This window comes from Paenarthrobacter sp. NPDC089714, from assembly GCF_044748905.1.
Lineage (GTDB): Bacteria > Actinomycetota > Actinomycetes > Actinomycetales > Micrococcaceae > Arthrobacter.
The window spans coordinates 86,995-109,160 of record NZ_JBIVGX010000013.1; the positions used below are offsets into that span (position 1 = coordinate 86,995).

Genomic DNA, 22,166 nt, shown 5'->3' on the forward strand with positions numbered 1-22,166 from the left:
CAACACATTCGATGCGCGCTTGTTTTCCATAAGCGGGCTATATACGTGTATGCGAAATGGGTATTAGCGCTCACGGCGGATGGCTCATACGTTTTTCTCAACACAAAGCCAAACCCTCCACGGGGAACCGGCCCACGAAGAACAGCGGAGATGGATGCCAGATGACCACCACAGTTGACTTGATCGCCGATCTTGGCGAAGGCTTCGGTGCCTACACCATGGGAGATGACAACGCCCTGCTTGATCTGGTGACCTCGGCCAACATCGCTTGCGGATTCCACGCCGGTGATCCCCGGGTCATGGACCGCACGGTTGCAGAATGCGTGCGCCGCGGCATTGGGATAGGCGCGCACCCCAGCTTTCCGGACCTGGTGGGCTTCGGCAGGCGTTCCATGGACCTGACTGCCGAAGAAGTCCGTACCGACGTGCTGTACCAGCTCGGTGCCCTCTCTGCGTTCGCCGCCGCGCACGGAACCTCGGTAACGCATCTTTGCCCGCATGGACGGCTTGGCAACCTGGTGATCACCCGGGCCGACTATGCCGATGCGATGGTGCGGGCCGTGGCCCAGTTCGATCCCTCCATCCTTGTGCTCACCCAGGCCGGCGCCGTGGTGGACGCCGCAGCGAATCACGGCATCCGGGTTGGCATGGTGGGCGTGATCGACCGCAATTATGAGGACGACGGAACCCTCACTCCACGAACCCATCCCGAAGCCCTCATCCACAACCTGGACGCCGTGGTGGAGCGGACAGTGCGTATGGCCAGGGAAGGCACGGTGCTGAGCCGCGAAGGCAAGCTGCTCGACGTCGACGTCGACACCATCCTTTTGCACGGCGACGGCCCGCATGCCGTAGAACTGGCCACGCGGGTCCGCGATGCCCTGCTGGACGCCGGAGTGACCATCGCCCCGCTCGCTGCAACACTCCGTCAGAACTCCCTGGCCCGCCCATGAAGACCAGGCTTGTCCCATCCGGCGAAGCGGCCTTCCGGCTGCTGGTCGAGGATGCCACTTTCGAAGAGCAATGGGAAGCCGTGCACAAGATTGCCTCGTGGGTGGCCAACAACCCGCTTCCAGGCGTCTACGGAACCGTGCCCACCTACGATTCGCTGCTCGTCGAGTTCGACCCGGAGCTGCAATCCTTCCTCACTCTTTCCGCGGGCTTCGAATCGTTGGTACAACAGGCACTGGCCACCCCCGGCGCAGCCGCACGGAAGCCACGCCACTTCACGCTGCCCGTCGTATACGGCGGAGAACACGGCCCGGACCTCGGCTTCGTTGCCGGCCACCTCGGCATCAGCGAAAAAGAAGTCGTCGCCCTCCACACTGCCAGGGACCATGTGGTGAGGTGCCTTGGCGGTCCGGCGGCCTCCTGCATGATCGATGGTCCGGCGTTCACGCGGCCGATTCCCCGCCTCCCTGATCCACGGCTGGAAGTTCCCGCCAATGCGGTGTCCGTGGCCGGGAAGCAGGGCGTGGTGGGACCCGTGCGGGCGCCGAGCGGATGGCGGCTCATTGGCCTCTCTCCGGTCAGTGTCCTGGACTGGGCCAGTCCCACCCTGGTTCCGTACCGTCCGGGCGACACGATCCGCTTCAGGGCAATTGAGGCCGCCGAATGGGACGACTATTCCGGGCTCCGTTTGAGTGGGATGGCGTTGTGATGTTGATTCTCTCCGCAGCCATGACGGTAGTCACCGACCTTGGCCGGTTCAATGGGCCCGCACTTGGATTCTCGGTCAACGGCGCGCTGGACCAATACGCGGCGCGTGTGGCCAACATCCTGGTGGGAAACCATGACAACGCCCCGCTTTTGGAGGTGACGGCAAGCAGGTTGTCCTTCGCTGCCGAAGCGGACATGCTCCTGGCAGTAGCCGGCGCAGCGTCCACGATACGTGTGGACGACTATTCGGTTCCGCACCATACCCCGTTCTCCGTTCGCGCCGGGCAGGTAGTCACGGTTGACCCTGCCGCGATCGGGCTGCGCAGCTATCTGGCAGTCCACGGCTCGTTCGCGGTCCCCATGCTGCTGGGCAGCTGTGCCCCGGACAGCATGCTCGGATTCGGCCTGCGGCTGGAAAAGAACCAGCGGCTCGCGTGCAACGCGCGGCCGGCGCCCCTGAAGCACCCCCTCTTCGACCTGCCCCTGTTCCAGTTGGGCCAGGTGCAGCGCAGGATGGACCGTTCACCGGTCATCGATGTGACGGATGGTCCGGACATCGACGAATTCGGCGCCAGTGCTGGACTGTTGTTCAGCAACGAGTATGTGGTGAGTCCGCGGAGCAACCATGTGGGCCTGCGGCTGGCCGGCGTGCTTCCCAGCAGGATTTCCTCGGACGAGGTACTTTCCCGCGGTGTCCCGGTGGGAGCCATCGAAGTACCGTCCACCACGGAACTCCTGGTCCTGCACCGCGGCCGAGGCGTCACAGCAGGATACCCGGTGCTCGGCGTCCTGACCGGACCAGCGCTGGACGCGATGGCCCAAGTGCGTCCCGGGCACCGCGTCCGGTTCCGACACGTGACCCTCGAAGAAGCTTCACTTTCCCAGCGGGAGCGGCAACTGTCCATTGCGCGGCTCCGTCAAAGAACCTGGGAGGCGCTGCACGCCCACGGCGTCGGAAATTTCGACGCCGGCCTCCCGCCACAGCCGGAAACGGCACCCGAAACCATAAACCACCCCGAAATATCGCTTGAAAGCAGGTTGTCATGATCCACGTCCGCACTACAGTAGACCGCCCGTCCGCCGACGTCGTAGCCCGGCTCAACGAATTCTCCTCCGCCACCATCCACGAAGCGCAGGGACGCAAGGGCGCCTTGTCCCACCGCATCAAGCCGCTCCACCCGGGCATGTCCTTCTGCGGCCCGGCCTTCACCGTCAAGGCCCAGCCCGGGGACAACATCATGGTCCAGGTGGGCATCTCCTACGCCCAACCCGGCGATGTGGTGATCGTGGACGCCGGCGAGCTGGAACAGTCCGGATCGTTCGGTGAAGTGCTCGCCACGGCCTGCCAGTCCAAGAGACTCGCTGCCTTCGTCACCGACTCCGGCGTGCGAGACAGCGCCGAAATCATCGAACTCGGCTTTCCGGTGTTCTCCGGATCTGTCTGCATTGAGGGAACCGTGAAGGAGACCCTCGGACCCGTCAATTACCCCATCACCGTGGGCGGCCAGATCGTGAACCCAGGGGACATCCTCAAGGGGGACGCCGACGGAATCGTCCTCATCAAGCCCGAAGACGCCGAAGAGGTCATCCGAAGCTGCAAGGCACGCGAGGACAACGAGGCGACCATCATGGCCCAGCACCGTGCCGGCGGTAAGACGGTGATCGAACTCCACGGCCTGGCCGAAAAACTCAAGGCCAAGGGCCTCCTCGTGGAGCACTGACCTGAAAGCCCTCCTGTCCGCCAAAGTCACCAAACGAGAGGCCTCTCCATGGCACCTTTGACCATCAATCCAGTACAACAGCGTGCCGAACGCGTGGCACGGCACCTGCAGGAAGCGCGCGCAGACGTGCTCATCGCCGGCAGTGCGACAGCCATCGCCTACGTGGCCGGCGTCAACATCCGGCCCTTTACGGCGCCGGGAACCCTGTTGGTCCTCGAAGCCAGCGGGACACTGAGGCTCCTCGCCTCCGAAGCCGACCGGACCGCCGTCGAACATTCCGGATACCAAGGCAACGCGGACTACTGGCCGATCGGTGACGTTGGCGGCAGCGGACGGCAGGCCGTGCTGGCCATGTACCTCGGTACGTTCGGCGCAGGTTCGAGGGTTGCGCTGGAGGGTGAGGCGACACAGGTACATGGACCGGCGCTTGCTGCCATTCTTTCGCAAGCGGAGTCGGTCAACGCGGCACCCATCCTGGACGCCGCTGCCCGCATCAAGGACGACGAGGAACTCCGCCTCCTCAGGGAAGCCGCCAACCTCGCAGATATCGCCTACACCGCTGTGGTTGACCGGATGACACCGGAACTGCGGGCCTACGAAATCGTCCGCAACGTGGACCGCTCGCTCCGCAGTGCCGGTGGCGGCGATGCCTGGTCGCCATTGGAGCACAGTGCAGGAGTTACACGGGCCTCACACTTCCCCAAGAACAGCCTCGTCACGCTCCTTGGCCGGGTACCGGAGACGGGTGTGCTTGACCCGGGACAACCGCTTCCCTTCGCGCTCTACCCACTCAGCCGCCTTTACACCGGAGCAGCCGGAGCCACCATCGTCTTCGAACAGCCGTCCGCGTCCCTGAAAAGTGCCGCCGATGCATTGTCCGCCGCAACCGAAGCCGCCATTGCGGCCGTAGCGCCGGGCGTCCGGGCCGATGAGGTGTACGCAGCCTACAAGCGGGGCTTGCAGGGAGCTGTCGCACCCGAACGGCTGGATCCGGTGATCGGCTATTCGGTGGGAACCGGCGTCGGGAGGCCCCTGCTCTCGGCCGGCTCCAGCGACGTAATTGAACCGGGCATGGCCTTGTCCATCCGCACGGCGGCAAGCCTGGACGGCGGACCGGGCATCGCCTTCCAGTCCACGGTGCTGGTAACGGGCTCCGGACACGAACGGCTCAACATCGTTCCCCAGCGACTGATCCATCTCTACTGACCCGCATCTGGTCCTGACGACACCAAGGAAAACCATGACACAGCAGACACTCACCGCAGCACCCACTGTGCAGCTCACAGCGGGCACGCACATGCCGCTCATCGGTTTCGGTACCCACCCGCTTCGAGGAGCCGAAGCTACCGAGGCCGTGCTCCACGCGCTGCAAACCGGCTACCGCAGCGTGGACACCGCCACGCGTTACCAGAACCAGGACGCGGTCGGAGAAGCGCTTCGCCGCACGGACGTTCCCCGCGAAGAGGTCTTCGTGACCACCAAGCTTCCGCCGGACTCCGTGGGCTACGAGTTCCAAACCCTGCATGCCAGCCTCAAAGCCCTCGGCACCGATTACGTTGATCTCTGGCTCATGCACTGGCCCCCCGGTGGGAGTGCAGGTGTATCGGCCTGGAAGCAGCTGGTTCGCGCCCGCGAGGAGGGCCTGGTCCGCGCCATCGGCGTCAGCAACTACCAGTTGCGCCTGTTGGACCAGTTGCACGCCGAAACCGGCGTCTATCCGGAGGTTGCACAACTGCAGTGGAGTCCCGTCCACTTCAGCGCCCGCTACCTGTCCGGTTGCACCGAACGCGGAGTGGTGGTGGGAGCCCACAGCCCGTTCAGAAGTGCCCGACTGGACGACCAAAGCCTGGCTGCAATCGCCCAAGCCCATGGCGCATCGGTCACCCAGGTGATCGTCCGCTGGAACGTACAGCACGGCGTCGCGGTAGTGCCCAAGTCCGCCCATCAGGACCGCATGGCCACGAACCTGGACGTGATGTGGTTCGAGTTGAGCGAAACCGAAATGAAGACCATTGATGACCTCAGCGAACTGGAGTGAGCCCGCCGGGGGCGGCCCGGCAGACACGGTAGGGCTCATCGGTTTGGGGCCGATGGGCGCTCCCATCGCCGGCCGCATCGCCGACGCCGGTTATCGCCTCCGCGTCTGGAACCGCACCAGGGAAACGGCCGAGCAACTCCGGCCCCACGCTGAAGTGGCCGACGGAGTGGAACGCTTGTCGTCCCGGGTCATCCTCTCGGCGCTACCGGACATTGACCATCTGGACCGGCTGACGCCGTCGTCTGTCCTGGAACAGTGGCAACACGACGGCACTGCCCGGCTCATTGTCCTGAGCACCACCTCTCCTGACAAGGTACGGGCGCTCGCCGCCCGGGTGGCACCCTTCGATATCGAGGTGGTGGACGCCGCGATGAGCGGCGGCGATGCCGGTGCCACGGCGGGAACGCTCAGCCTCATGGTCGGGGCAGATCCGGAGACTTTCGGTGACCTCCTTCCGCTGCTGCGGACCTTTGCCACCACCATCGAGAACATGGGTCCCCTCGGAACCGGCGCCGCTGCCAAACTGTGCAACCAGTTGGTAGTGGCCGGGACCTTGGTTTCCCTGTCCGAAGCCCTCCACCTTGCACGCAAATCCGGCCTCTCAGACAGTCAACTCGCACGAGTCCTCAAAGGCGGCCTGGCATCCAGTGCTGTGCTCGACCTCAAAGCAGACAAGCTGCTGGGGCGCACTTATGAGCTGGGCGGGAGCGCGGTCAACCAGCTCAAGGACCTGCGGTATGCCGTTGCCTTGGGGGATGACGTGGGTGCGCGCCTTCCGCTGGCCCGGGAATCCGCAGCCCTCTTTGAGGAAGCGGTCAATCAGGGTCTTGGGGGCCATGACCACGCCGTCATCCAGGAAGTGCTGGAGGCCCCGCAACTGCACCACACCAACCAGAACAGGATCAGCTCCCCATGACTCCAGCCGTCCAAACCACCACCGCTGTCCCGGCTTCCCACGCTGTGCAACGCATCCTGAGCACCTCCATGCGGGTCCAGCAGCCCCAATCCACGGGCGACCTCGTGTCACTGGCCATGGGCGAGCCTGACTTCGACACGCCGCTCCAGATCAGGGAAGCGGCCAACCGGGCCCTGGCCGAGGGCCACACGCACTATGCGCCCCTGCTCGGTGAACCAGTCCTTCGCGAGGCCCTGGCCGGGAAGCTTTCCGTGCTGGCCGGCCACGCTGTCCAGTCGGCAGATGTCCTGGTGACCCAAGGCGGGACTGCCGCCTTGTCGGCCGCCATCCTGGGTTTGGTCAACCCGGGGGACAAGGTGGTCATTCCGGACCCGACGTACTCTCTTTATTCCGATCTGATCAGCATGGCCGGCGGCGTATGCGTTCCCATCCCCTTGGGCACAGACCTGCACTGGGACCTCGAAGCCTTGGGCCGTGCCCTCGTGGGCGCCAAGCTTTTTGTGTTCTGCAACCCTTCCAATCCCACCGGAATAGTGCATACACAAGTGGAACTGGAAGCGCTGGGCGGGCTTCTGGCCGGAACCGACACGCTGGTTCTCTCCGACGAGGCCTACAGCGACCTCGTTTACACGCCCGAACCCTTCACTTCAGCGCTGCAAGTGGACAGCCTGCGGGGCCGGACCATCTATTGCCAGACGTTCTCCAAGTCCTACGCGATGACGGGCTGGCGTGTCGGTTACCTGTGGGGGCCGCCGGAGGTTATTGCTGCGGCTGCACGGGTGCACGGCACTTTCAATGGTTCCGTAAATACGGCAAGCCAGCTCGCGGCCCTGACGGCCCTGCGAACCGCGGATCCGGATGTTCGCCGTATGCATGCTGCGTACACACGCCGCCGCGAGCTCATGATTGACGGGCTTGCGGACATCGAGGGTCTGCACGCCAGCTCGCCGGAGGGTGCGTTCTACCTCTTCCCCCGGTACGACGCCGGCCTGACCGCCGTCGAGCTGTGCGCGCACCTGCGCGGAGCAGGTGTTGCGGTGCGGCCGGGAAGCGAGTTCGGAAAACATGGTGAACACCATGTCCGGTTGTCTTACGCGGCCAGCGAGGAGCACATCCGCGAGGGTGTGCGGCGGTTGGGGGAGGCTTTCGCCCGGCTGTGACCCTGGACAGCGGTCAACCCACTGGAACAGCGGTCAACCCACTGGTACAGCGGTCGACCCACTAAAACAGCGGCCACGGCACCGCGGACATTTCGCCACTCGGGGCCGGGAATCTCCCTGCCCCGAGCAAGTGTTCGCAGCGCGCAGAGAGCGCTTCGATCTCTTCGGCGTGAAGCAGTTCCGCGAGGTCCTGGCCCAGACCGCCGTCAAGTCCTTTGTTGACTCGGCCAATGCCGTCCTGCTCCTCGGGGGTCAGGGAGTCACCCAACCATCCCCAAAGTACCGTGCGCAGCTTGTGCTCACTGTGAAAGGTGAGCCCGTGGTCCACGCCGTGCCTGTGTCCATCCGTCATGGCCAGGACGTGGTTGCCCTTGCGGTCAGCGTTGTTGACCACAATGTCGAACACGGCCATCCGCCTGAGCGCCGGCGTGTCCTCATGAACCAGTGCCACCATCTGTCCGGTCCCGTCCTGCCCTTCGAGGACCTGTTTCCAGCCGGTTTCGGGCACTTGGTCGGAAGCGACCAGGTCAACGGCGGGGTGGTCTGGGTCCTGCTCCTGCCATAGCTGGACCATGCCTTCACCCAAGGGGCCCTCGCGCAGCCACGTGTGCGGCACGATGTCCCAACCGAAGGCCTCCGAGACCAGGTACGCCGCCACCTCCCTGTAGGCGAGGGTGCCATGCGGGAAATCCCACAGCGGACTTTCGCCTGCAATGGGTTTGTAAACCACCTGGACGTCGCCGATGCTGCCCAGGAAGGTAGCGTTCGATGCGGTGGTGATGCGGCCTGTGAGCGTCAGCTCACCGGCCAGCAGGTCCTGATCCGGCATCAGGCCTCGGGAGGCGTGCAGGTGTGCCCCTCGGGGTCGATGGGGTAGCCGCACAGCTCGCACATCGGGCGTCCGGCGGCCACGATCTCGCGGGTGCGCTTGGCGAAGGCGCGCGCCGCACCGACCGGCATGCGCACCACCATCATCTCGGCGAACTCAGCGACCTCCGCCTCAAGAGGTTCCTCGTCGGGATCGACGTCGGCGATGGGGTAGGCCTCGATGACCACCTGGGCAGTGGATGGATCCCAGCCCAGGCTCATGGCGCCGGTTCGGAATTGCTCGTGCGGCTCCTCCAGCGGGTCGTTGTCCACGAGTTCAACGGGCGTTCCCTTGGGAACACTGAAGGGGTTGCCCTCCACGGTGATGAGTTGGTCGAGAATCTCGTCGATCTTTTCCGCGAGCAGGGAAGACTGCTGCTTCTCAAGGGCGATACTCACCATCTGTTTCCCGGCACGCACCTGAAGGTAGAACGTGCGTGCCCCGGGGAGGCCAACGGTGCCAATGACAACCCGGTCAGGCCAATCGAACTCGTGAACGCGCGTAGGCATGTGAGTATTTTTGCACACGGAGTTCAGGGAGTCTTCTGCCCGGCGCCACCGCCCACCGGAGCGTCGCCGCTCAGGATGCCTTTGGAGAGCCAGGACAGATCGCCCGCCTCTGTGTTGGTGGCATAAACGCTGGGCCTGGTGGCTCCGTAGTGGACAATCGACACGGACGCGGGGCCCACATTGATGCGCTGGAACAAATCAAGGTGCATGCCGAGCGCGTCCGCGAGGATGGACTTGATGATGTCCCCGTGGCTGACGGCCACCCATACGGCCCCGGCACCGTGCTCGGCCTCAAAGGCTGCATCGTGTCGGCGGATCGCTGCTACCGAGCGCGCCTGCATCGCGGCCATGGCTTCACCGCCGGGAAACACGACGGCGGACGGGTGCGATTGCACCACCGGCCACAATTCCTCGTTCGCAAGCTCACTGAGCGCGCGTCCCTGCCACTGGCCATAGTCGCATTCGGTGAGGTCTGGATCGATGGGTGCATGCGGCCTGCCGGGCTGGCGGTCGAGGATGTGTTGGGTGGTCTGCAGGCAGCGTTCCAAGGGACTGGAAACCACCCCCACCACCGGAACGGCCGCGAGCCGCTCTCCGGTCAGGACAGCCTGTTCGTGCCCGGTCTGGTCCAGGCTGATTCCCGGAGCCCTGCCTGCCAACTGTCCCGTGGCATTGGCTGTGGTGCGGCCGTGCCGCACGAGGATAACTGTCGCCATCCGTCCAGCCTAGCCACGTGGCCGACGACTTTCCTTCCGGACGTGATGGAAACGCACCCTGCCAGCCGGCGGAAACCGGTGCCTGAACAGGTAGACCGGGACGGCGAAGACGCCGGCCGTGAGGGTCGGCACCCCGTGCTCCGCTGCCGATGCGGCTTCCAACTGGAGGTGCCGGACTAGTCACTTGGTATCGAGGCACCGCTGTCCTTGGATATCCGCGGGCAGTCAGGTGCTTCAGCCGTGCAGCGTGGGCCGATAGATCAGTTCCTGGGTGTGGCCGTCGAGGGTCGTGTGGCCGATCAGTTCAAGGTCGAAGTCCTGAGCGTCCCTGAAGATCGGACCGAGTCCGGTTTGACCGGTGATGACGGGGAAGATGGTTACCTGCAGCCGGTCCACCAGTCCCGCTGCCATGAGTGAACGATTCATTGCGAGGCTTCCGTGGGAGCGGAGGGGAACATTGGATTCGCTCTTGAGGCGCGCGACAACGTCAACTGCGTCGCCGCTGACCAGGGTTGCATCGTTCCAGTCGAGCGGTTCCTCCACGGTGGTTGAAACAACCGTTGCGGGCAGGTTGATCATTGCCGTGACCCAGGGATCGTGGACCTCCGCTTCGGCGCCGTCGGCCGCGAGCATTTCCGTGAAGGCCCGGTAGGTGGTTGCTCCGAACACCATTCGCTGGTCCTGGCTGTACTGGGCAAGACGGTGCTCCAACAGTTCCGGGCCCTGTTTACCCCAGTAACCGGTCCAATTGCCTGTTGCGGCGCCAAAGCCATCCAGGCTGGAGAAGACATCGAACGTATACATCGCTGGCATGGGTCTCCTTGGCGAACGGGATCGTGTGCGAACGGGATCGTGTGGTGGGGGTGGAAACGTAGTGGCTACCGTGGCGGCCTTACCGTGTACTCGGCGATGATGACGCCCGTGGTGGTGACCAGGCTGCGCACGAGTTCAAGGTCGGCACGGGTCGAGTCGGAAAAGAGCCGGGTTCCTGATCCGAGGACAATCGGATGGATCAGCAGGCTGTAGCGATCCACAAGGCCCGCGGTGTGGAGTTGGCGCACCAGATCGCCGCTGCCCATGATCATGAGGTCGGCTGGGTACCGCTCCTTGAGCGACACCACACCCTGCACGGCGTCGCCCGCCAGGAGTTCGCTGTTCCCGTAGGGCAGCGTGGCTTCTTGATTCCGGGAGGCGACGAACTTGTCCGAACCAAGCAGCACGTCAACAAAGGGGTTGGGCCCCACGGAGGTCCAGTGCCCCAACACGTCGTCGTAAGTGCGGTGCCCAAAAAGGAGGCCCCCGCCGGCGCTCATGCCCTCGCCTGCGTAGCTCATGGACACCTCGTCCTGGAAACCGTTCGCCCAGCCACCATGGGTGAAGCCGTTCCTTGTGTCTTCATCGGCGCGGCCCGGACCCTGCATGACGCCGTCCAGGGTGACGCTTTCGAACACGGTGATCGTGGACATTGCTTCCTCCTGACCGCGATTTGCGGGCTTTCAGCAGGTGGCTGGGGGACAGGTTCACCAGTCTTTGCCAACGCAAGCAGCGAGTCAATGCCCTGCCGGCCTAAAACGGCAGTGGAAGCTTCGCCATCCGTCCTCCGTCCAGGACCAGCACCTCACCTGTCATGAATCCCGCGCGGTCGCTGGCCAGGAACACGGCCAGGTCCCCGACGTCCCCCGGTTGCCCGATGCGGCCGGCCGGGTGCAAGGCCCTAAGCCCCGCTCGGGCAGCGACCGGGTCGGCTTGGGCGTCGAGGTACTTTTCGCTGAGTTCGGAAGCGATCCATCCCGGGGCTATGGCATTGCAACGGATGCCGTCTGCGCCCAGATCGACGGCCAGCGCCTTCGTCATTCCGTGGATGCCGGCTTTCGAGGCTGAGTAGGCAGCGTGCCCGGGATTGGCAGCGAGTCCCTCGATCGAGCCGACGTTGATGATGCTTCCGCCGCCGCTGCGCCGGAGGTGGGGAAGTGCGGCTTGGATCAGGAAGAGCGGCGCCCGCAGATTCAGGGCCATCATGAGATCCCATTCGCCGGGCAGGATGTCCTCCACGCCACGCTCGAACATGATGCCGGCGTTGTTGACCAGGACGTCTATGGCAGCCAGGTGCCCGGCTGCTTGTTCGACGGCGGTGGGGATCGCCGCCAGGTCCGTCAGGTCCGCCTGGATCAAGTGCACGTTCGGGTGGCTGGCCAGGGGTTCCTCCAGCGGGCGGCGTTGGACGATGGCAATCCTTGCGCCTTCCTCGAGGAATCGCCGGGTGATTCCGCCGCCGATTCCCTGGCCGCCACCGGTTATGAGGGCAGCTTTTCCGTTGAGTTGCATGGGTGGTTCCTTCAGTCGCGCTGGCCAGCGTGCGCCGTCGAGCGTTGAACGGACTTAACGCGGTTGATGAGTTTACCGACGCCTTCGATTTCCACGGTGACAACGTCGCCGTCCTTCAGGCCGACGGGAGGGTTGCGGAAGACGCCCACGCCGGCGGGCGTGCCAGTCAGGATGAGGTCGCCAGGCTCCAACGTGGCTGTCTGCGAGACGAAGCTGACAATGTCGGCAACGCTGAAGATCATGTTGGCTGTGGTGGAGTCCTGCATGAGGATTCCGTTCAACCAGAGCTTGATCCCCAGGTTCTGGGGGTCCGGGACCTGGTCAGCCGGGACCATGGCCGGACCTATGGGGCAGAACGTGTCCAGGCTTTTGCCGCGAACCCACTGGCCGTCGTCGAACTGCAGTTCCCTTGCGGAAACATCGTTGGCGCAGAGGTAGCCGGCCACGTAGTCAAGGGCTTCTTCGCTTGGGATGTTCCGAGCCCGTCGGCCGATGACAACGGCCAGTTCTGCTTCGTAGTCGGTGCGCAGGCCCTCGGGCACCAGGATCTCACTGCCATTGCCAACAAGCGTATTCGGCCACTTGGCAAAGAGAAGGGGGCGGGTTGGCGCGCCGAGGCCTGCCTCGGTGGCGTGGTCGCGGTAGTTCAACCCAACGCAAATGATTTTCGACGGCGGCCCTATCGGCAGCCCGTCTGCGGCACCGGATGTGGCGGGAACGGTGGGGGACTGGGTGCAGGTGGTCATGTCAGGACTCCTTCCGGTGGGTGTTTGTACGAGCGGTTTTGCCCAGGAACGATTGGTCGTCCAGGGCGAGGGTGAGCGCGAGCATTCCACCGACATAGCCGTGATGCCGCAGGCCCTCCATGACTCCGGACGCCCCATGGCTGAAGATGGATTTCGCGTCCGGAGTGCCGGAGGTGCTGAACCACTGGGCGAGGTTGGCGAAGTGAACCTCAAGGTAGGGCCGTCCGGAATCCAGGAGCGCGTCACGGGTGGCCATGCCGAGCATCGTGAGTCCGGCGGGGTTGATCATGAACGCGTCAACGTCATCGCTGTAATGGATGAAGTTGAGGATTTCCCCCTCGATGTTTGACGAGAAATGTCGGAGTTCAACATCGATCTTCGCGGCAAAACCATCCAGCTGATCGTTCAGGTCTTCCAAGGACCTTACAGAGCCGAAGAGGCCAGGATCTCGTTTACCGAGAGCGGACATGTTAGGGCCCTGGATGACGGCAATCCGCCATTGTGGGGCGTTCGGGACCCGGAGTCCTTGCATCGTGGGATTCCTTTCGCAGTAGGTCGCGGCAACCTTGCCGCAACACAACTGACAATATGCATATTTTCCGAAGTGGTCAATGTCGAATATGCATATTGTCTCAAGTCGTGGTTGCCTGCGATACTTGGCCCATGTCCACAGTCACGGGTCAGCTCCGCTCAACCACCATTGCGGGGGCGATCGCGGCCGAACTCCGCGTCGAGATCGCCGCTGGGCGCATCGCGCCGGGGGAGAAGCTGCGCCAGAACGAACTGGCCGCCCGTTTTGGCGTGAGTACCACTCCGGTGCGCGAAGCCATTGCCATCCTTCGGCATGAGGGATTGGTGCGCCATTCACCGCAGCGGGGCGCTACGGTCTTCGCCCCCTCGGTTGCGGAGTTGCGCGAGCAGTACGCCATTCGCACGGAGTTGGAAGCACTCGCAGTCAGGCATGCTGCCGGCAATTTCCATGAGAACGATGCCGCACCCCTCCAGGCGATCATCGATGAAATGACCCAGTGCACGGATCCCGACCGGTATGTGGAATTGAACCACCAGTTCCACATGGGTCTATACAGGCTCTCCGGCATGGAGCAGCTGGTGGAATTGATCGACAACCTGCGAGGATCCTCATCGGCATACCTGCAGATCTATGCGACGACCAGCAGCCCTTCGCCCCAGTTGGATGACGAGCACAGCCGTATTTTGGAGGCCTGCAAAGCGGGTGACGCAGCCGCGGCCGACAAGGCTATTAGGGAACACTTGCAGACCAGCGTCCAGAGCATTCTCAGCACGCTCCCGGAAGACGCGGCCAAATAACCCGCTGGTCATTGACTTGGACCGGGACCGGGCAGATCGCGAACCCTAGCGCCGCCTGACAACGAGGTCGGCGAAATTCCTCGTTGTCTCGATGAACCGCGCGTTGGCTTCGTCCGGACCATTCGCCCAGGCTTCAGCATCGGCCGGTGCCATTCCGGAGGTTACGTGCCGTTGGATGAGCTGGGCCACACGGATCTCCTGTGATGTCTCAACGAACCAGACTTCGTCCAGGTAACCGCGGACTTCGCTCCAGCGGCCCTGCCGGGCCAGGAGGTAATTGCCTTCCGTCAAGACGAAAGTGGTCGCCTTGGGAACAGCGATGGATGCCGCTACGGGCTCTTCAAGGCCGCGGCGGTAGGCAGGCGCGTAAATGACATCCTCATCGTTGCGTCGCAGCCGTTGAAGCAGGGAGAGATACCCGCCGATGTCGAACGTGTCGATCGCGCCCTTCCGTTCCCGCAGCGGCGTCCCGTCGATGATGGAGTTCGCCAAGTGGAATCCATCCATGGGAACGACGGCGCCGTCTGGGCCAAACTGCTCGGCCAGGCGTTCGGCAAGAGTGGATTTGCCCGCGCCCGGAGCCCCCACCAACCCGACGATCATCCGCTCGCCCGGACTGGCTGCGCCACGAAGGCGCCGCTCAAGGTCGGAAATATCGTAGAAGACAGCAGGCACTGATTGTTCGGCGCGGGAGGAATTCAATCTTTGAGCGCTCCATCCAGAAGGGTGCGCAGCTCTTGGAAGTACCGCTCGGTGGCCTCGTGATGGTGGGCAGGCGTGTCCGCCTCGGCGTCGCCGCCGGAGGCGGGGAAGTGCATGACCATGGTGATTACCCTATACCTGGAACAGTACCTTTAAACCTAATTCACTCTTGAACTGTGACATTAAATGTTCATATACTAGACACATCAGAGGGGCTGAGAGGGGGCCGGTTCCGCGGACAACCAGGGAATCGAGGGTCATCGTGGACCACGAAGATACAGTCACCATTTGGCGGCGGGCCGGCAACCAAACGCCGTCCCGTCAGCTGAGTCTTTACGCCCAGGCACTTGTGAGGGAGTGCCCCGTAGGCACCTACCGGGCCCTGAATGACGCCCAGGAAGACCATGCGCTGCTGGCCCTGTTCCGCGTGGACAGGCCGCAAGCGACGTTGGCTTCCTTGCATCAGCTTCCGGCCTTGGCACTCTCCAGCTACCACCAACTGCTCCACGACCTTGCGCGTGAAGGACTGGGGCCTGGGGGTTTCGACGGCGAAGTCCCCACCTGTCCGTCCCTGACGGCACGGTCCAACCCGCCGGACCATCCCTGGAGGAGCCATGTGTGACAACTGCCGCAGGGCCCTGTACGAGTTGAACCTCCAGTGGGGCAATCAATCGTTGGACATTGCCAGGATCCGTCGCATTCTCGACAGCGAGGAAGATGAGGCAGCGTAGCTTCATCGACCGTTGGGCCTGCGGCTATCCTTTCCATACTGCCCGTTGACCTGCAATCCGCCCCAAGGAGGCCGCGACACCATGTTTACGAAGAAAGGCGATGCAGCAGTCCTCGCCAAACTCGGCGAGGCTCCGGCACCCTACCGGGAGATCGGCGAACGCCTGCACCGGATCATCAGGGACAACGCGCCGTCCCTGGAGCCTATCGTCCGCTGGGGACTGCCGTTCTACGTGAAGGACGGCAAGGATGTTTGCTACATCAAACCGGACAAGGAATATATCGTCTTCGGCTTTGGGGAAGTGGTGAATCCTGCCCATGAGGAGGGAGCCCACATGCACCCCGTCGCTTGGAACATCACCTCGCTGGACGATGCCACCGAGGCCAGGATCAAGGCCCTGGTGGTCAAGGCGGCCAGCTGACGTCCGCCACTGGCGGACCCAGGAATGAGTGAACGACGGCGGCAGGCCGGTTTCGGTTCCCCGGGAACCAAAGCGGCCTGCCGCCGTCGTGCTTTGTTGCCTTTAAGGGGTTTGCGCTCTTTCGCAAAGTCATGGGTCTTTCATGACGATTGCGTTAAGTTGTGCTGGTCACATCCGTTTGCTTCTTCGCAGGTGATCCGCCCACTCTTGCATCACCCTATATTTCAGCGCTTGTCAGCGCGTGCCCAACGAAGGACACCATTTATGACTGACGTTCTCTGGTTTTCCGATCTTGGCCTGTCCGACCTTGACCAGGTTGGCGGCAAGAACGCTTCTCTTGGCGAGATGGTTCAAAGCCTCGCCTCTGCAGGGGTGAAGGTTCCGGACGGTTTTGCTACCACGGCCGATGCTTATCGGCGGTTCTTGAGTGGATCCGGGCTGGATGCCCGGATCGAGGATATTCTGGAAGGCCTGGACAGCGGCGATGTGGCCGCTTTGGCCAGCGTCGGCCAGCAGATCCGGGATCTGATCCGTGATACACCGTTCCCTGCGGGTTTCGAAGATGAAATCCGGTCCGCGTATGCACGCCTGACCCAGGAGCACGGCGATGACGTGTCGTGGGCTGTGCGTTCGTCTGCCACGGCTGAGGATTTGCCGGATGCTTCCTTCGCCGGCCAGCAGGAAACGTTCCTGAACATCCACGGTATTGAGAACATCCTGGTGGCGATCAAGGACGTGTTTGCGTCCCTGTACAACGACCGGGCCATTGCCTACCGCGTCCATCACGGCTTCACGCACTCCGAGGTTGCTTTGTCGGCAGGTGTGCAGCGGATGGTCAGATCCGATGTCGGCGCGTCCGGAGTGATGTTCACCATGGACACTGAGACCGGTTTCCAGGACGCCGTGTTCATTACGTCCTCGTACGGCCTGGGTGAGGCCGTGGTCCAGGGTGCGGTGAACCCGGATGAGTTCTATGTCCACAAGCCTGCCTTGGTGGCCGGGCGTCCGGCGGTGCTGAAGCGCGGCCTGGGGGAGAAGGCCATCCAGATGGTCTACACCGAGTCCCGTGAGGTGGGCCGCACCGTGGACTTCATCCCGGTGGCCCCGGAGTTGCGGAAGCGTTTCAGCCTGTCCGATGCCGAGGTGGAGCAGTTGGGCCGGCACGCGCTGGCCATCGAGGCCCATTACGGCCGTCCGATGGATATTGAGTGGGGCAAGGACGGGGTGGACGGGGAACTGTACATCCTGCAGGCCCGCCCGGAAACGGTCGAGTCACGCAAGGCTGCGGGCTCGGTGTCTCGTTACCGGCTTGCCGAGCGTTCCACGGTGCTGGTGGAAGGCCGGGCCATTGGTCAGCGGATCGGCGCCGGGCAGGTGCGGGTGTTGTCCTCGATCGACCAGATGGCATCCTTCCAGGAGGGCGACGTGCTGGTGGCGAACATGACGGACCCGGACTGGGAACCGATCATGAAGAAAGCCGCGGCGATCGTCACGGACCGGGGTGGGCGGACCTGCCACGCTGCGATCATTGCCCGTGAACTGGGCATCCCCGCCGTCGTCGGCACCGGGTACGCGTCCCAGATCCTCAAGGACGGCACCCCCGTCACGGTGTCCTGCGCCGAAGGCGAAGCCGGGCTGGTCTACGAGGGCTTGTTGGAGTACACGCTTCAGGAAACGTCGTTGGAGACCATGCCCGAGGCTCCGGTGAAGATCATGATGAACGTCGGCACCCCGGAACAGGCGTTCAGCTTCGCCAAACTCCCAAACCACGGTGTTGGCCTGGCCCGGCTGGAATTCATCATCAACCGGCAGATCGGCATCCACCCCAACGCGCTGCTCGCCGTGGCCGGCGAAGTGGCCCGGCCTGCGACCCTGGATGACTTCACGGTGCGGCAGATCCGGGAGAAGACCGCGGCCTACGACGGCCCGCGGGACTTCTACGTCAAGCGTTTGGCCGAGGGTATCTCAACCATCGCCGCGGCGTTCGCCCCGGAACCGGTGATCATCCGGCTCTCGGACTTCAAGTCCAACGAGTACGCCAACCTGGTTGGTGGCCCGGCGTTCGAACCCGAGGAGGAGAACCCGATGATCGGCTACCGGGGCGCTTCCCGGTACCTATCAGAATCCTTCCGGCAGGCGTTCGAGCTCGAATGCGAAGCCCTGAAATACGTCCGCAACGAAATGGGCCTGAGCAACATCAAGCTCATGGTCCCGTTCGTCAGGACCCTGGACGAGGCCCGCGGCGTCATCGAGCTGCTCGCGGCCAACGGGCTGCGCCGCGGCGAGAACGGCCTGGAGATCGTGATGATGTGCGAACTTCCGGCCAACGCCCTCCTGGCAGATGAGTTCCTGGAGTACTTCGACGGGTTCTCCATCGGATCCAACGACCTCACCCAGCTCACCCTGGGCCTGGACCGCGACTCAGCCCTCGTGGCCGAAGGCTTCGATGAGCGCAACCCCGCCGTGACCAAGCTGCTGGAAATGGCGATCAGTGCCTGCCGCGCCAAAGGCCGGTACGTCGGTATCTGCGGCCAAGGCCCCAGTGACCACCCGGACTTCGCCGAATGGCTCCTGGCACAGGGCATCAGCTCCATCTCCCTGAACCCGGACGCCGTCACCGAAACCTGGCTCCGCCTGGCCCGCACCGGCACCCGCACCGCCGTCTAAATGGTCGACCACCATGCCGTGGGGGCTGGCACCCAGCCCGCCCCCACGGTGTTCTTCCTTTCCGACAGCACCGGAATCACCGCCGAGACCCTCGGCAACACGCTGCTGACCCAGTTCCCGGCACAACGCCTGGAACGACGCACCATTCCCTTCATCACCACGGTGGAACAGGCGTACGACGTCGTAGCTGTCATCGACCGGGTGGCTGCTGCCGGACCTCGGCCTTTGGTCTTCTCGACGACGGTGAATGCCGACGTCCGTGCCGTCCTGTCACAAAGCACAGGCCACTTCTTCGATTTGTTCGGCGCCCATATCGGGCAGCTGGAGCAAGCACTCGGCTCCTCGGCCAATGGCCTCCCAGGCCAAGCGCATGGCGTCGGTGACGCCGTCCGGTATCAGTCGCGGATGGCCGCCGTCGAATACGCCATAGAGCACGACGACGGCCAGTCGCTTCGGGCGCTGGAACGCGCGGAGTTGATCCTGATCGCCCCCTCCCGGTGCGGTAAGACTCCCACCACGATGTACCTGGCGCTGCAGCATGGGATCCTTGCCGCCAACTTCCCGTTGGTGGAAGAAGACTTCGACACCCTTTCGCTGCCCAGGCCGTTGCTGCCGTTCGCAACCAAATGTTTCGGCCTCACGTCGCAGCCGGTCCGGTTGAGCCAGATCCGGCAGGAACGGCGTCCCGGGAGCAACTATGCCTCGCTGCCGCAATGCACTTTTGAACTCCGCAACGCCGAGGACATGTACAGGGCCAACAACATTCCCTACGTGAACTCGGCTTCCATGTCCGTCGAAGAGATCTCCGCGACGGTGCTCCAGAAGATGCAACTGCACCACTGACAGCGTCGTGGATGCCCCTCATGCCGCAGTTGATGCCCGGCATGCGGACGCCGTCTTTGTTTCCTGCCACACCATCATGGTCGTCTTTACCACCCACAGAAGGCTCTCTGCTGTGTTTCCGCAATGTTTCCAGCGTGTTAACTGGGCTGAGAAAATACGCCATCTAATTTCTCACTTAATTCTTGATAAACGCCTCGCGAAATTGCTTTCAACGGCGTAGTTTTGATCCATCAATGAATGCAAGTGACCCGTATCACACTGGCTGTGTTCGAAGTTGAACCGGTCAAATCCGTTGGAGCAGAGTGTGCCGGGTTTGCCGGTGGTTTCCTTCCACCCCCACCGGGGTTGAGGCGATCTCCGGCCGGCACCGCCTGCAGATTCCGGGGCCGTTACCGCCGGCGAAGCGGTGACGTCCCGGCCTGTCTCAAAGCCTGGTTCCGGGTGCGCGACCGTTGTTTCACCGGCCCCGGGATCCCACCGATTGTGACCATTTCGCGCCTCCCTGCCTGGGATTCCCCTTCCCGCGGACTCTTTTGCGTGTCCGCGGATGCTTTCCACGCTTCCACCGGGCCGGGATCGATGCCGCGCGGCCACCTGCTGTCAGTACATCAAGGAGATGTTATGAGTGAAAATCGTGTAGATGGCGTCGACCATCTGAAGAGGTCGATCAACTGGAAGCAGGGCATGGCCATTGCCCTGGGCGTGCCCCTGCTGATCCTGCCCTCCCTGGGCTACCTGCCGATGTATGTGTCTGCCGCGGCCATCCTCATCTGGGCGATTTCGGTGCTTCAGGGCTTCCTGCAAAACGCTGCCTACGCCGAGATGGCCACCACTTTTCCCAAGGCCTCAGGACTGCCTGGATTCGCGCAGTTGGTCTTCCGCAATGAAAACTTCAAGGGCAAGTACGACAAGGGCAAGCTCATTGGCGGTTTCACTGCCTGGAGCTACTGGTTCGGATGGAATCCCATTCTCGCCATCTTCGCCATCCTGGTGGGCGGCTACCTGCACGGCCTGTTCCCGGTGCTGGGGGAGACCTTCAGCGAATACCAGCTGGCCCTGATCTCCGGCGTCGTGATTTTTGGTGGCCTGTATGTGGTGAACTGGTTCGGCCTGAAGGACGGCGCCATCCTCGGGTACATCCTGGCTGCCATCTCGTTGATTCCGCTGGTGGTCCTGGCTGTCGCACCGTTCGCCACGGGCCACGTTGACATGGCCAACATCACCGGAAACTGGTGGCCGTCCGATTGGGGCTGGGACTTGCACCACATCCTGATGCTCTTCGGCATCTTTGCCATCTCGCAGTGGAGCGCCTGCGCCTGGGAAACGGCGGCAATCTACGGACCGGAATACAAGAACCCGGCCAAGGACGTCCCCAAGGCGCTGCTGGCCTGCGGCCTGATTTGCCTGGTGCTTTACGTCCTCCTGCAAACCGCCGTCATTGGCGTCCTTGGTGTTGATGGCGTGCAGGCCCAAGCCGTATCTCCGCTGATCCCGGTAGCCCAGGCAGTCTTCGGCCAGGCCGGTTCGATCGTCACGATCATCATGCTGGTTGCGGCAATGGTCCTGATCATCCAAACGGCCTACCTGGGTTCATCCCGGGCCATGCACTCCATGTCAACCGAAGGAAACCTGCCGGCTTTCATTGGAAAGACCAACCGCCAGGGAACACCGTTCGTGGCCATGCTCATCATCGGTGCGTTCAACCTGGTCCTCATCTCCATGGGCAACGCGGCCGCCATCCTCGCAGCCTCGGCCATCGGCTACACACTCGCCAACGGAATCAGCCTGCTGGCTTACGTCCGGGCAAAGAAGCACCCGGCCTTTGCCAACCTGGAGCGTCCGTTCAAGGCGCCGAAGGGCTGGAAGCATGTGGCCTTGGTCTTTGGCCTGTTCAACGTGCCGTTCTGCGTGGTGGGCGTGGTCTACCTGAACAGCTTGGAGATCGGCTGGACATCAACCTGGGTAGGCTTCCTGGTCCTTGCCCTGTACTTGCCCATCTGGCTTTACTCCCAGCGGGAGAAGGGACGCCCCAACGGCGAACCCACCGAGGAAGCGGTGCAGACCATCGATGCAACCGAGCAGGAAAGGGTGCTGGATCCCACCCCGTAGGAAGCGGCGGGAACGGCGCGCGAAGGACCCTCCCCGGCTTCGTGCGCCGCTCCCGCTGAGGCCACGTGGCCCGACAAATGCAGCTGAAGGCCCTGACGGCACATGACCACCACGGAGTGGCATGGGACCGTCAGGGCCTTCAGCTGTCTTCGTGCGGTGGTGGGCCTTCATTGCGTTGCCCCGGCACGGCAGCATGTTTCGCTGATGTTTCCAACATGTTAACTACAATGGGAATTAATGTCGGATAATTTCTCAGGTAATTCTCAATAAATCGCTCGCATGAAAGAAATTCATGGCGTAGTTTTGCTGCATGAAAGGAATGCGGGTGACTGGCATCACAGCAGATGGGCTCATAGCAGAGCTTTTCTGAGTCCCTGGAAACCAGGGCATGCCAGGCAACGTGCGTCCGCCGCCGGCCCCACCGGGCCAACGGTGCTCGTTACGCTCCTTTCCATCGGCCTTGATGACCATTTCCGGACAATGTTGAACGGTTCCGGCGCATCAATGGCGCGTTATGTACGTGTCGCCCTGATGAGTAACACCGGGCCCTGCGGGATGTAGACACACCGCTTCCCAGGGCCTGCGGACCGTCAGCTGGCGTCCCTTCCCAGGAAACAAAGGAGTTAGTTGTGACTTTGAATGCTGATACTGAGGTTTTGGTGGGTGTTTCGCATCCGTTGGATCCGTTGTCGCGGGTGGAGATCGCG

The 22,166-nt window shown here is 63.1% G+C and carries 25 protein-coding genes; 14 read left to right on the forward strand and 11 right to left on the reverse strand.

Annotated features, from left to right (window positions below; genetic code table 11):
• Positions 1-161: 161 nt before the first annotated feature.
• Genes ACIPY3_RS18900 through ACIPY3_RS18935 form a run of 8 tightly spaced genes read left to right on the forward strand, consistent with a single transcriptional unit; the run spans position 162 to position 7,494 of the window.
• Positions 162-953: a LamB/YcsF family protein gene (locus tag ACIPY3_RS18900; protein ID WP_400336574.1), complete on the forward strand. Its 792-nt coding sequence runs from the start codon at positions 162-164 to the stop codon at positions 951-953.
• Entirely contained in the window at positions 950-1,660 is a 711-nt protein-coding gene (locus tag ACIPY3_RS18905; RefSeq protein ID WP_400336575.1) for an allophanate hydrolase subunit 1, read from the forward strand. Before ACIPY3_RS18900 ends, ACIPY3_RS18905 begins: the two co-directional genes overlap by 4 nt.
• A complete protein-coding gene (locus tag ACIPY3_RS18910; protein WP_400336576.1) occupies positions 1,660-2,706 on the forward strand; it encodes a biotin-dependent carboxyltransferase family protein in 1,047 nt (348 codons plus the stop codon). The genes ACIPY3_RS18905 and ACIPY3_RS18910 overlap by 1 nt, the downstream gene beginning before the upstream one ends.
• Positions 2,703-3,380: a 4-carboxy-4-hydroxy-2-oxoadipate aldolase/oxaloacetate decarboxylase gene (locus ACIPY3_RS18915; RefSeq protein ID WP_400336577.1), complete on the forward strand. Its 678-nt coding sequence runs from the start codon at positions 2,703-2,705 to the stop codon at positions 3,378-3,380. Before ACIPY3_RS18910 ends, ACIPY3_RS18915 begins: the two co-directional genes overlap by 4 nt.
• A gap of 48 nt (positions 3,381-3,428) precedes the next feature.
• Positions 3,429-4,586, forward strand: a complete 1,158-nt coding sequence (locus tag ACIPY3_RS18920) for a M24 family metallopeptidase (protein ID WP_400336578.1) — start codon at positions 3,429-3,431, stop codon at positions 4,584-4,586.
• A gap of 34 nt (positions 4,587-4,620) precedes the next feature.
• Positions 4,621-5,418, forward strand: coding sequence for an aldo/keto reductase (locus tag ACIPY3_RS18925; protein WP_400336579.1), 798 nt, complete (start codon positions 4,621-4,623; stop codon positions 5,416-5,418).
• Positions 5,396-6,334, forward strand: a complete 939-nt coding sequence (locus tag ACIPY3_RS18930) for an NAD(P)-dependent oxidoreductase (RefSeq protein WP_400336580.1) — start codon at positions 5,396-5,398, stop codon at positions 6,332-6,334. Before ACIPY3_RS18925 ends, ACIPY3_RS18930 begins: the two co-directional genes overlap by 23 nt.
• Positions 6,331-7,494, forward strand: coding sequence for a pyridoxal phosphate-dependent aminotransferase (locus tag ACIPY3_RS18935; RefSeq protein WP_400336581.1), 1,164 nt, complete (start codon positions 6,331-6,333; stop codon positions 7,492-7,494). The genes ACIPY3_RS18930 and ACIPY3_RS18935 overlap by 4 nt, the downstream gene beginning before the upstream one ends.
• A 61-nt stretch (positions 7,495-7,555) precedes the next feature.
• Here ACIPY3_RS18935 and ACIPY3_RS18940 read toward each other — a convergent pair whose 3' ends face one another.
• The 8 genes from ACIPY3_RS18940 to ACIPY3_RS18975 all read right to left on the reverse strand — a co-directional run bounded on the left by ACIPY3_RS18940 (position 7,556) and on the right by ACIPY3_RS18975 (position 13,190).
• The gene (locus ACIPY3_RS18940) at positions 7,556-8,323 is read right to left on the reverse strand and encodes an SCO1664 family protein (protein WP_400336582.1); all 768 of its coding nucleotides are present in this window, start codon (positions 8,321-8,323) and stop codon (positions 7,556-7,558) included.
• Positions 8,323-8,871 carry a DUF3090 domain-containing protein gene (locus ACIPY3_RS18945; RefSeq protein WP_400336583.1) on the reverse strand — a complete coding sequence of 183 codons (549 nt, stop codon included), beginning with the start codon at positions 8,869-8,871 and terminating at the stop codon, positions 8,323-8,325. The genes ACIPY3_RS18940 and ACIPY3_RS18945 overlap by 1 nt, the downstream gene beginning before the upstream one ends.
• Before the next feature lie 23 nt (positions 8,872-8,894).
• Positions 8,895-9,587 carry a histidine phosphatase family protein gene (locus ACIPY3_RS18950; protein ID WP_400336584.1) on the reverse strand — a complete coding sequence of 231 codons (693 nt, stop codon included), beginning with the start codon at positions 9,585-9,587 and terminating at the stop codon, positions 8,895-8,897.
• 234 nt (positions 9,588-9,821) lie between these two features.
• Positions 9,822-10,400 (reverse strand): dihydrofolate reductase family protein, encoded by a 579-nt coding sequence (locus ACIPY3_RS18955; protein WP_400336585.1) that lies wholly within the window; start codon positions 10,398-10,400, stop codon positions 9,822-9,824.
• A gap of 65 nt (positions 10,401-10,465) precedes the next feature.
• Entirely contained in the window at positions 10,466-11,053 is a 588-nt protein-coding gene (locus tag ACIPY3_RS18960) for a dihydrofolate reductase family protein (protein ID WP_400336586.1), read from the reverse strand.
• Between the two features lie 100 nt (positions 11,054-11,153).
• Positions 11,154-11,912, reverse strand: coding sequence for an SDR family NAD(P)-dependent oxidoreductase (locus ACIPY3_RS18965; RefSeq protein ID WP_400336587.1), 759 nt, complete (start codon positions 11,910-11,912; stop codon positions 11,154-11,156).
• Between the two features lie 11 nt (positions 11,913-11,923).
• Complete coding sequence (locus ACIPY3_RS18970) at positions 11,924-12,658, reverse strand: fumarylacetoacetate hydrolase family protein (RefSeq protein WP_400336588.1); 735 nt, start codon at positions 12,656-12,658, stop codon at positions 11,924-11,926.
• A 1-nt stretch (position 12,659) separates the two neighbouring features.
• On the reverse strand, positions 12,660-13,190 hold the full coding sequence (locus ACIPY3_RS18975) for a type II 3-dehydroquinate dehydratase (protein ID WP_400336589.1): 531 nt from the start codon (positions 13,188-13,190) through the stop codon (positions 12,660-12,662).
• Positions 13,191-13,321: 131 nt separating this feature from the next.
• Between ACIPY3_RS18975 and ACIPY3_RS18980 the strand changes: the two genes are divergently transcribed.
• Positions 13,322-13,987, forward strand: coding sequence for a GntR family transcriptional regulator (locus ACIPY3_RS18980; protein WP_400336590.1), 666 nt, complete (start codon positions 13,322-13,324; stop codon positions 13,985-13,987).
• A 45-nt stretch (positions 13,988-14,032) separates the two neighbouring features.
• Here ACIPY3_RS18980 and ACIPY3_RS18985 read toward each other — a convergent pair whose 3' ends face one another.
• Both ACIPY3_RS18985 and ACIPY3_RS18990 read right to left on the reverse strand, forming a co-directional pair.
• Positions 14,033-14,689: a nucleoside/nucleotide kinase family protein gene (locus ACIPY3_RS18985; RefSeq protein ID WP_400336591.1), complete on the reverse strand. Its 657-nt coding sequence runs from the start codon at positions 14,687-14,689 to the stop codon at positions 14,033-14,035.
• Positions 14,686-14,811, reverse strand: coding sequence for a hypothetical protein (locus ACIPY3_RS18990; RefSeq protein WP_400336592.1), 126 nt, complete (start codon positions 14,809-14,811; stop codon positions 14,686-14,688). The genes ACIPY3_RS18985 and ACIPY3_RS18990 overlap by 4 nt, the downstream gene beginning before the upstream one ends.
• A gap of 140 nt (positions 14,812-14,951) precedes the next feature.
• Here ACIPY3_RS18990 and ACIPY3_RS18995 point away from each other — a divergent pair, with 140 nt between their 5' ends.
• The 5 genes from ACIPY3_RS18995 to ACIPY3_RS19015 all read left to right on the forward strand — a co-directional run bounded on the left by ACIPY3_RS18995 (position 14,952) and on the right by ACIPY3_RS19015 (position 21,459).
• Entirely contained in the window at positions 14,952-15,311 is a 360-nt protein-coding gene (locus tag ACIPY3_RS18995; protein ID WP_400336593.1) for a hypothetical protein, read from the forward strand.
• Between the two features lie 190 nt (positions 15,312-15,501).
• Positions 15,502-15,840 carry a DUF1801 domain-containing protein gene (locus tag ACIPY3_RS19000; protein ID WP_400336594.1) on the forward strand — a complete coding sequence of 113 codons (339 nt, stop codon included), beginning with the start codon at positions 15,502-15,504 and terminating at the stop codon, positions 15,838-15,840.
• Between the two features lie 264 nt (positions 15,841-16,104).
• Positions 16,105-18,507: a phosphoenolpyruvate synthase gene (ppsA, locus tag ACIPY3_RS19005; RefSeq protein WP_400336595.1), complete on the forward strand. Its 2,403-nt coding sequence runs from the start codon at positions 16,105-16,107 to the stop codon at positions 18,505-18,507.
• Positions 18,508-19,350, forward strand: a complete 843-nt coding sequence (locus tag ACIPY3_RS19010) for a pyruvate, water dikinase regulatory protein (protein ID WP_400336596.1) — start codon at positions 18,508-18,510, stop codon at positions 19,348-19,350.
• Between the two features lie 621 nt (positions 19,351-19,971).
• Entirely contained in the window at positions 19,972-21,459 is a 1,488-nt protein-coding gene (locus ACIPY3_RS19015) for an APC family permease (RefSeq protein WP_400336597.1), read from the forward strand.
• 252 nt (positions 21,460-21,711) lie between these two features.
• Here the strand turns inward: ACIPY3_RS19015 and ACIPY3_RS19020 are convergent, their stop codons facing one another.
• Entirely contained in the window at positions 21,712-21,930 is a 219-nt protein-coding gene (locus tag ACIPY3_RS19020; RefSeq protein WP_400336598.1) for a hypothetical protein, read from the reverse strand.
• Positions 21,931-22,166 lie beyond the last annotated feature (236 nt).

What these genes read in the sequence shown, in the direction of transcription:
- ACIPY3_RS18900 (WP_400336574.1), top strand. Translation starts at nt 162, where the DNA reads ATGACCACCACAGTTGACTTGATCGCCGATCTTGGCGAAGGCTTCGGT.
- ACIPY3_RS18905 (WP_400336575.1), top strand. Translation starts at nt 950, where the DNA reads ATGAAGACCAGGCTTGTCCCATCCGGCGAAGCGGCCTTCCGGCTGCTG.
- ACIPY3_RS18910 (WP_400336576.1), top strand. Translation starts at nt 1,660, where the DNA reads ATGTTGATTCTCTCCGCAGCCATGACGGTAGTCACCGACCTTGGCCGG.
- ACIPY3_RS18915 (WP_400336577.1), top strand. Translation starts at nt 2,703, where the DNA reads ATGATCCACGTCCGCACTACAGTAGACCGCCCGTCCGCCGACGTCGTA.
- ACIPY3_RS18920 (WP_400336578.1), top strand. Translation starts at nt 3,429, where the DNA reads ATGGCACCTTTGACCATCAATCCAGTACAACAGCGTGCCGAACGCGTG.
- ACIPY3_RS18925 (WP_400336579.1), top strand. Translation starts at nt 4,621, where the DNA reads ATGACACAGCAGACACTCACCGCAGCACCCACTGTGCAGCTCACAGCG.
- ACIPY3_RS18930 (WP_400336580.1), top strand. Translation starts at nt 5,396, where the DNA reads ATGACCTCAGCGAACTGGAGTGAGCCCGCCGGGGGCGGCCCGGCAGAC.
- ACIPY3_RS18935 (WP_400336581.1), top strand. Translation starts at nt 6,331, where the DNA reads ATGACTCCAGCCGTCCAAACCACCACCGCTGTCCCGGCTTCCCACGCT.
- ACIPY3_RS18940 (WP_400336582.1), bottom strand. Translation starts at nt 8,323, where the DNA reads ATGCCGGATCAGGACCTGCTGGCCGGTGAGCTGACGCTCACAGGCCGC.
- ACIPY3_RS18945 (WP_400336583.1), bottom strand. Translation starts at nt 8,871, where the DNA reads ATGCCTACGCGCGTTCACGAGTTCGATTGGCCTGACCGGGTTGTCATT.
- ACIPY3_RS18950 (WP_400336584.1), bottom strand. Translation starts at nt 9,587, where the DNA reads ATGGCGACAGTTATCCTCGTGCGGCACGGCCGCACCACAGCCAATGCC.
- ACIPY3_RS18955 (WP_400336585.1), bottom strand. Translation starts at nt 10,400, where the DNA reads ATGCCAGCGATGTATACGTTCGATGTCTTCTCCAGCCTGGATGGCTTT.
- ACIPY3_RS18960 (WP_400336586.1), bottom strand. Translation starts at nt 11,053, where the DNA reads ATGTCCACGATCACCGTGTTCGAAAGCGTCACCCTGGACGGCGTCATG.
- ACIPY3_RS18965 (WP_400336587.1), bottom strand. Translation starts at nt 11,912, where the DNA reads ATGCAACTCAACGGAAAAGCTGCCCTCATAACCGGTGGCGGCCAGGGA.
- ACIPY3_RS18970 (WP_400336588.1), bottom strand. Translation starts at nt 12,658, where the DNA reads ATGACCACCTGCACCCAGTCCCCCACCGTTCCCGCCACATCCGGTGCC.
- ACIPY3_RS18975 (WP_400336589.1), bottom strand. Translation starts at nt 13,190, where the DNA reads ATGCAAGGACTCCGGGTCCCGAACGCCCCACAATGGCGGATTGCCGTC.
- ACIPY3_RS18980 (WP_400336590.1), top strand. Translation starts at nt 13,322, where the DNA reads ATGTCCACAGTCACGGGTCAGCTCCGCTCAACCACCATTGCGGGGGCG.
- ACIPY3_RS18990 (WP_400336592.1), bottom strand. Translation starts at nt 14,811, where the DNA reads ATGGTCATGCACTTCCCCGCCTCCGGCGGCGACGCCGAGGCGGACACG.
- ACIPY3_RS19000 (WP_400336594.1), top strand. Translation starts at nt 15,502, where the DNA reads ATGTTTACGAAGAAAGGCGATGCAGCAGTCCTCGCCAAACTCGGCGAG.
- ppsA (WP_400336595.1), top strand. Translation starts at nt 16,105, where the DNA reads ATGACTGACGTTCTCTGGTTTTCCGATCTTGGCCTGTCCGACCTTGAC.
- ACIPY3_RS19010 (WP_400336596.1), top strand. Translation starts at nt 18,508, where the DNA reads ATGGTCGACCACCATGCCGTGGGGGCTGGCACCCAGCCCGCCCCCACG.
- ACIPY3_RS19015 (WP_400336597.1), top strand. Translation starts at nt 19,972, where the DNA reads ATGAGTGAAAATCGTGTAGATGGCGTCGACCATCTGAAGAGGTCGATC.
- ACIPY3_RS19020 (WP_400336598.1), bottom strand. Translation starts at nt 21,930, where the DNA reads ATGGTCATCAAGGCCGATGGAAAGGAGCGTAACGAGCACCGTTGGCCC.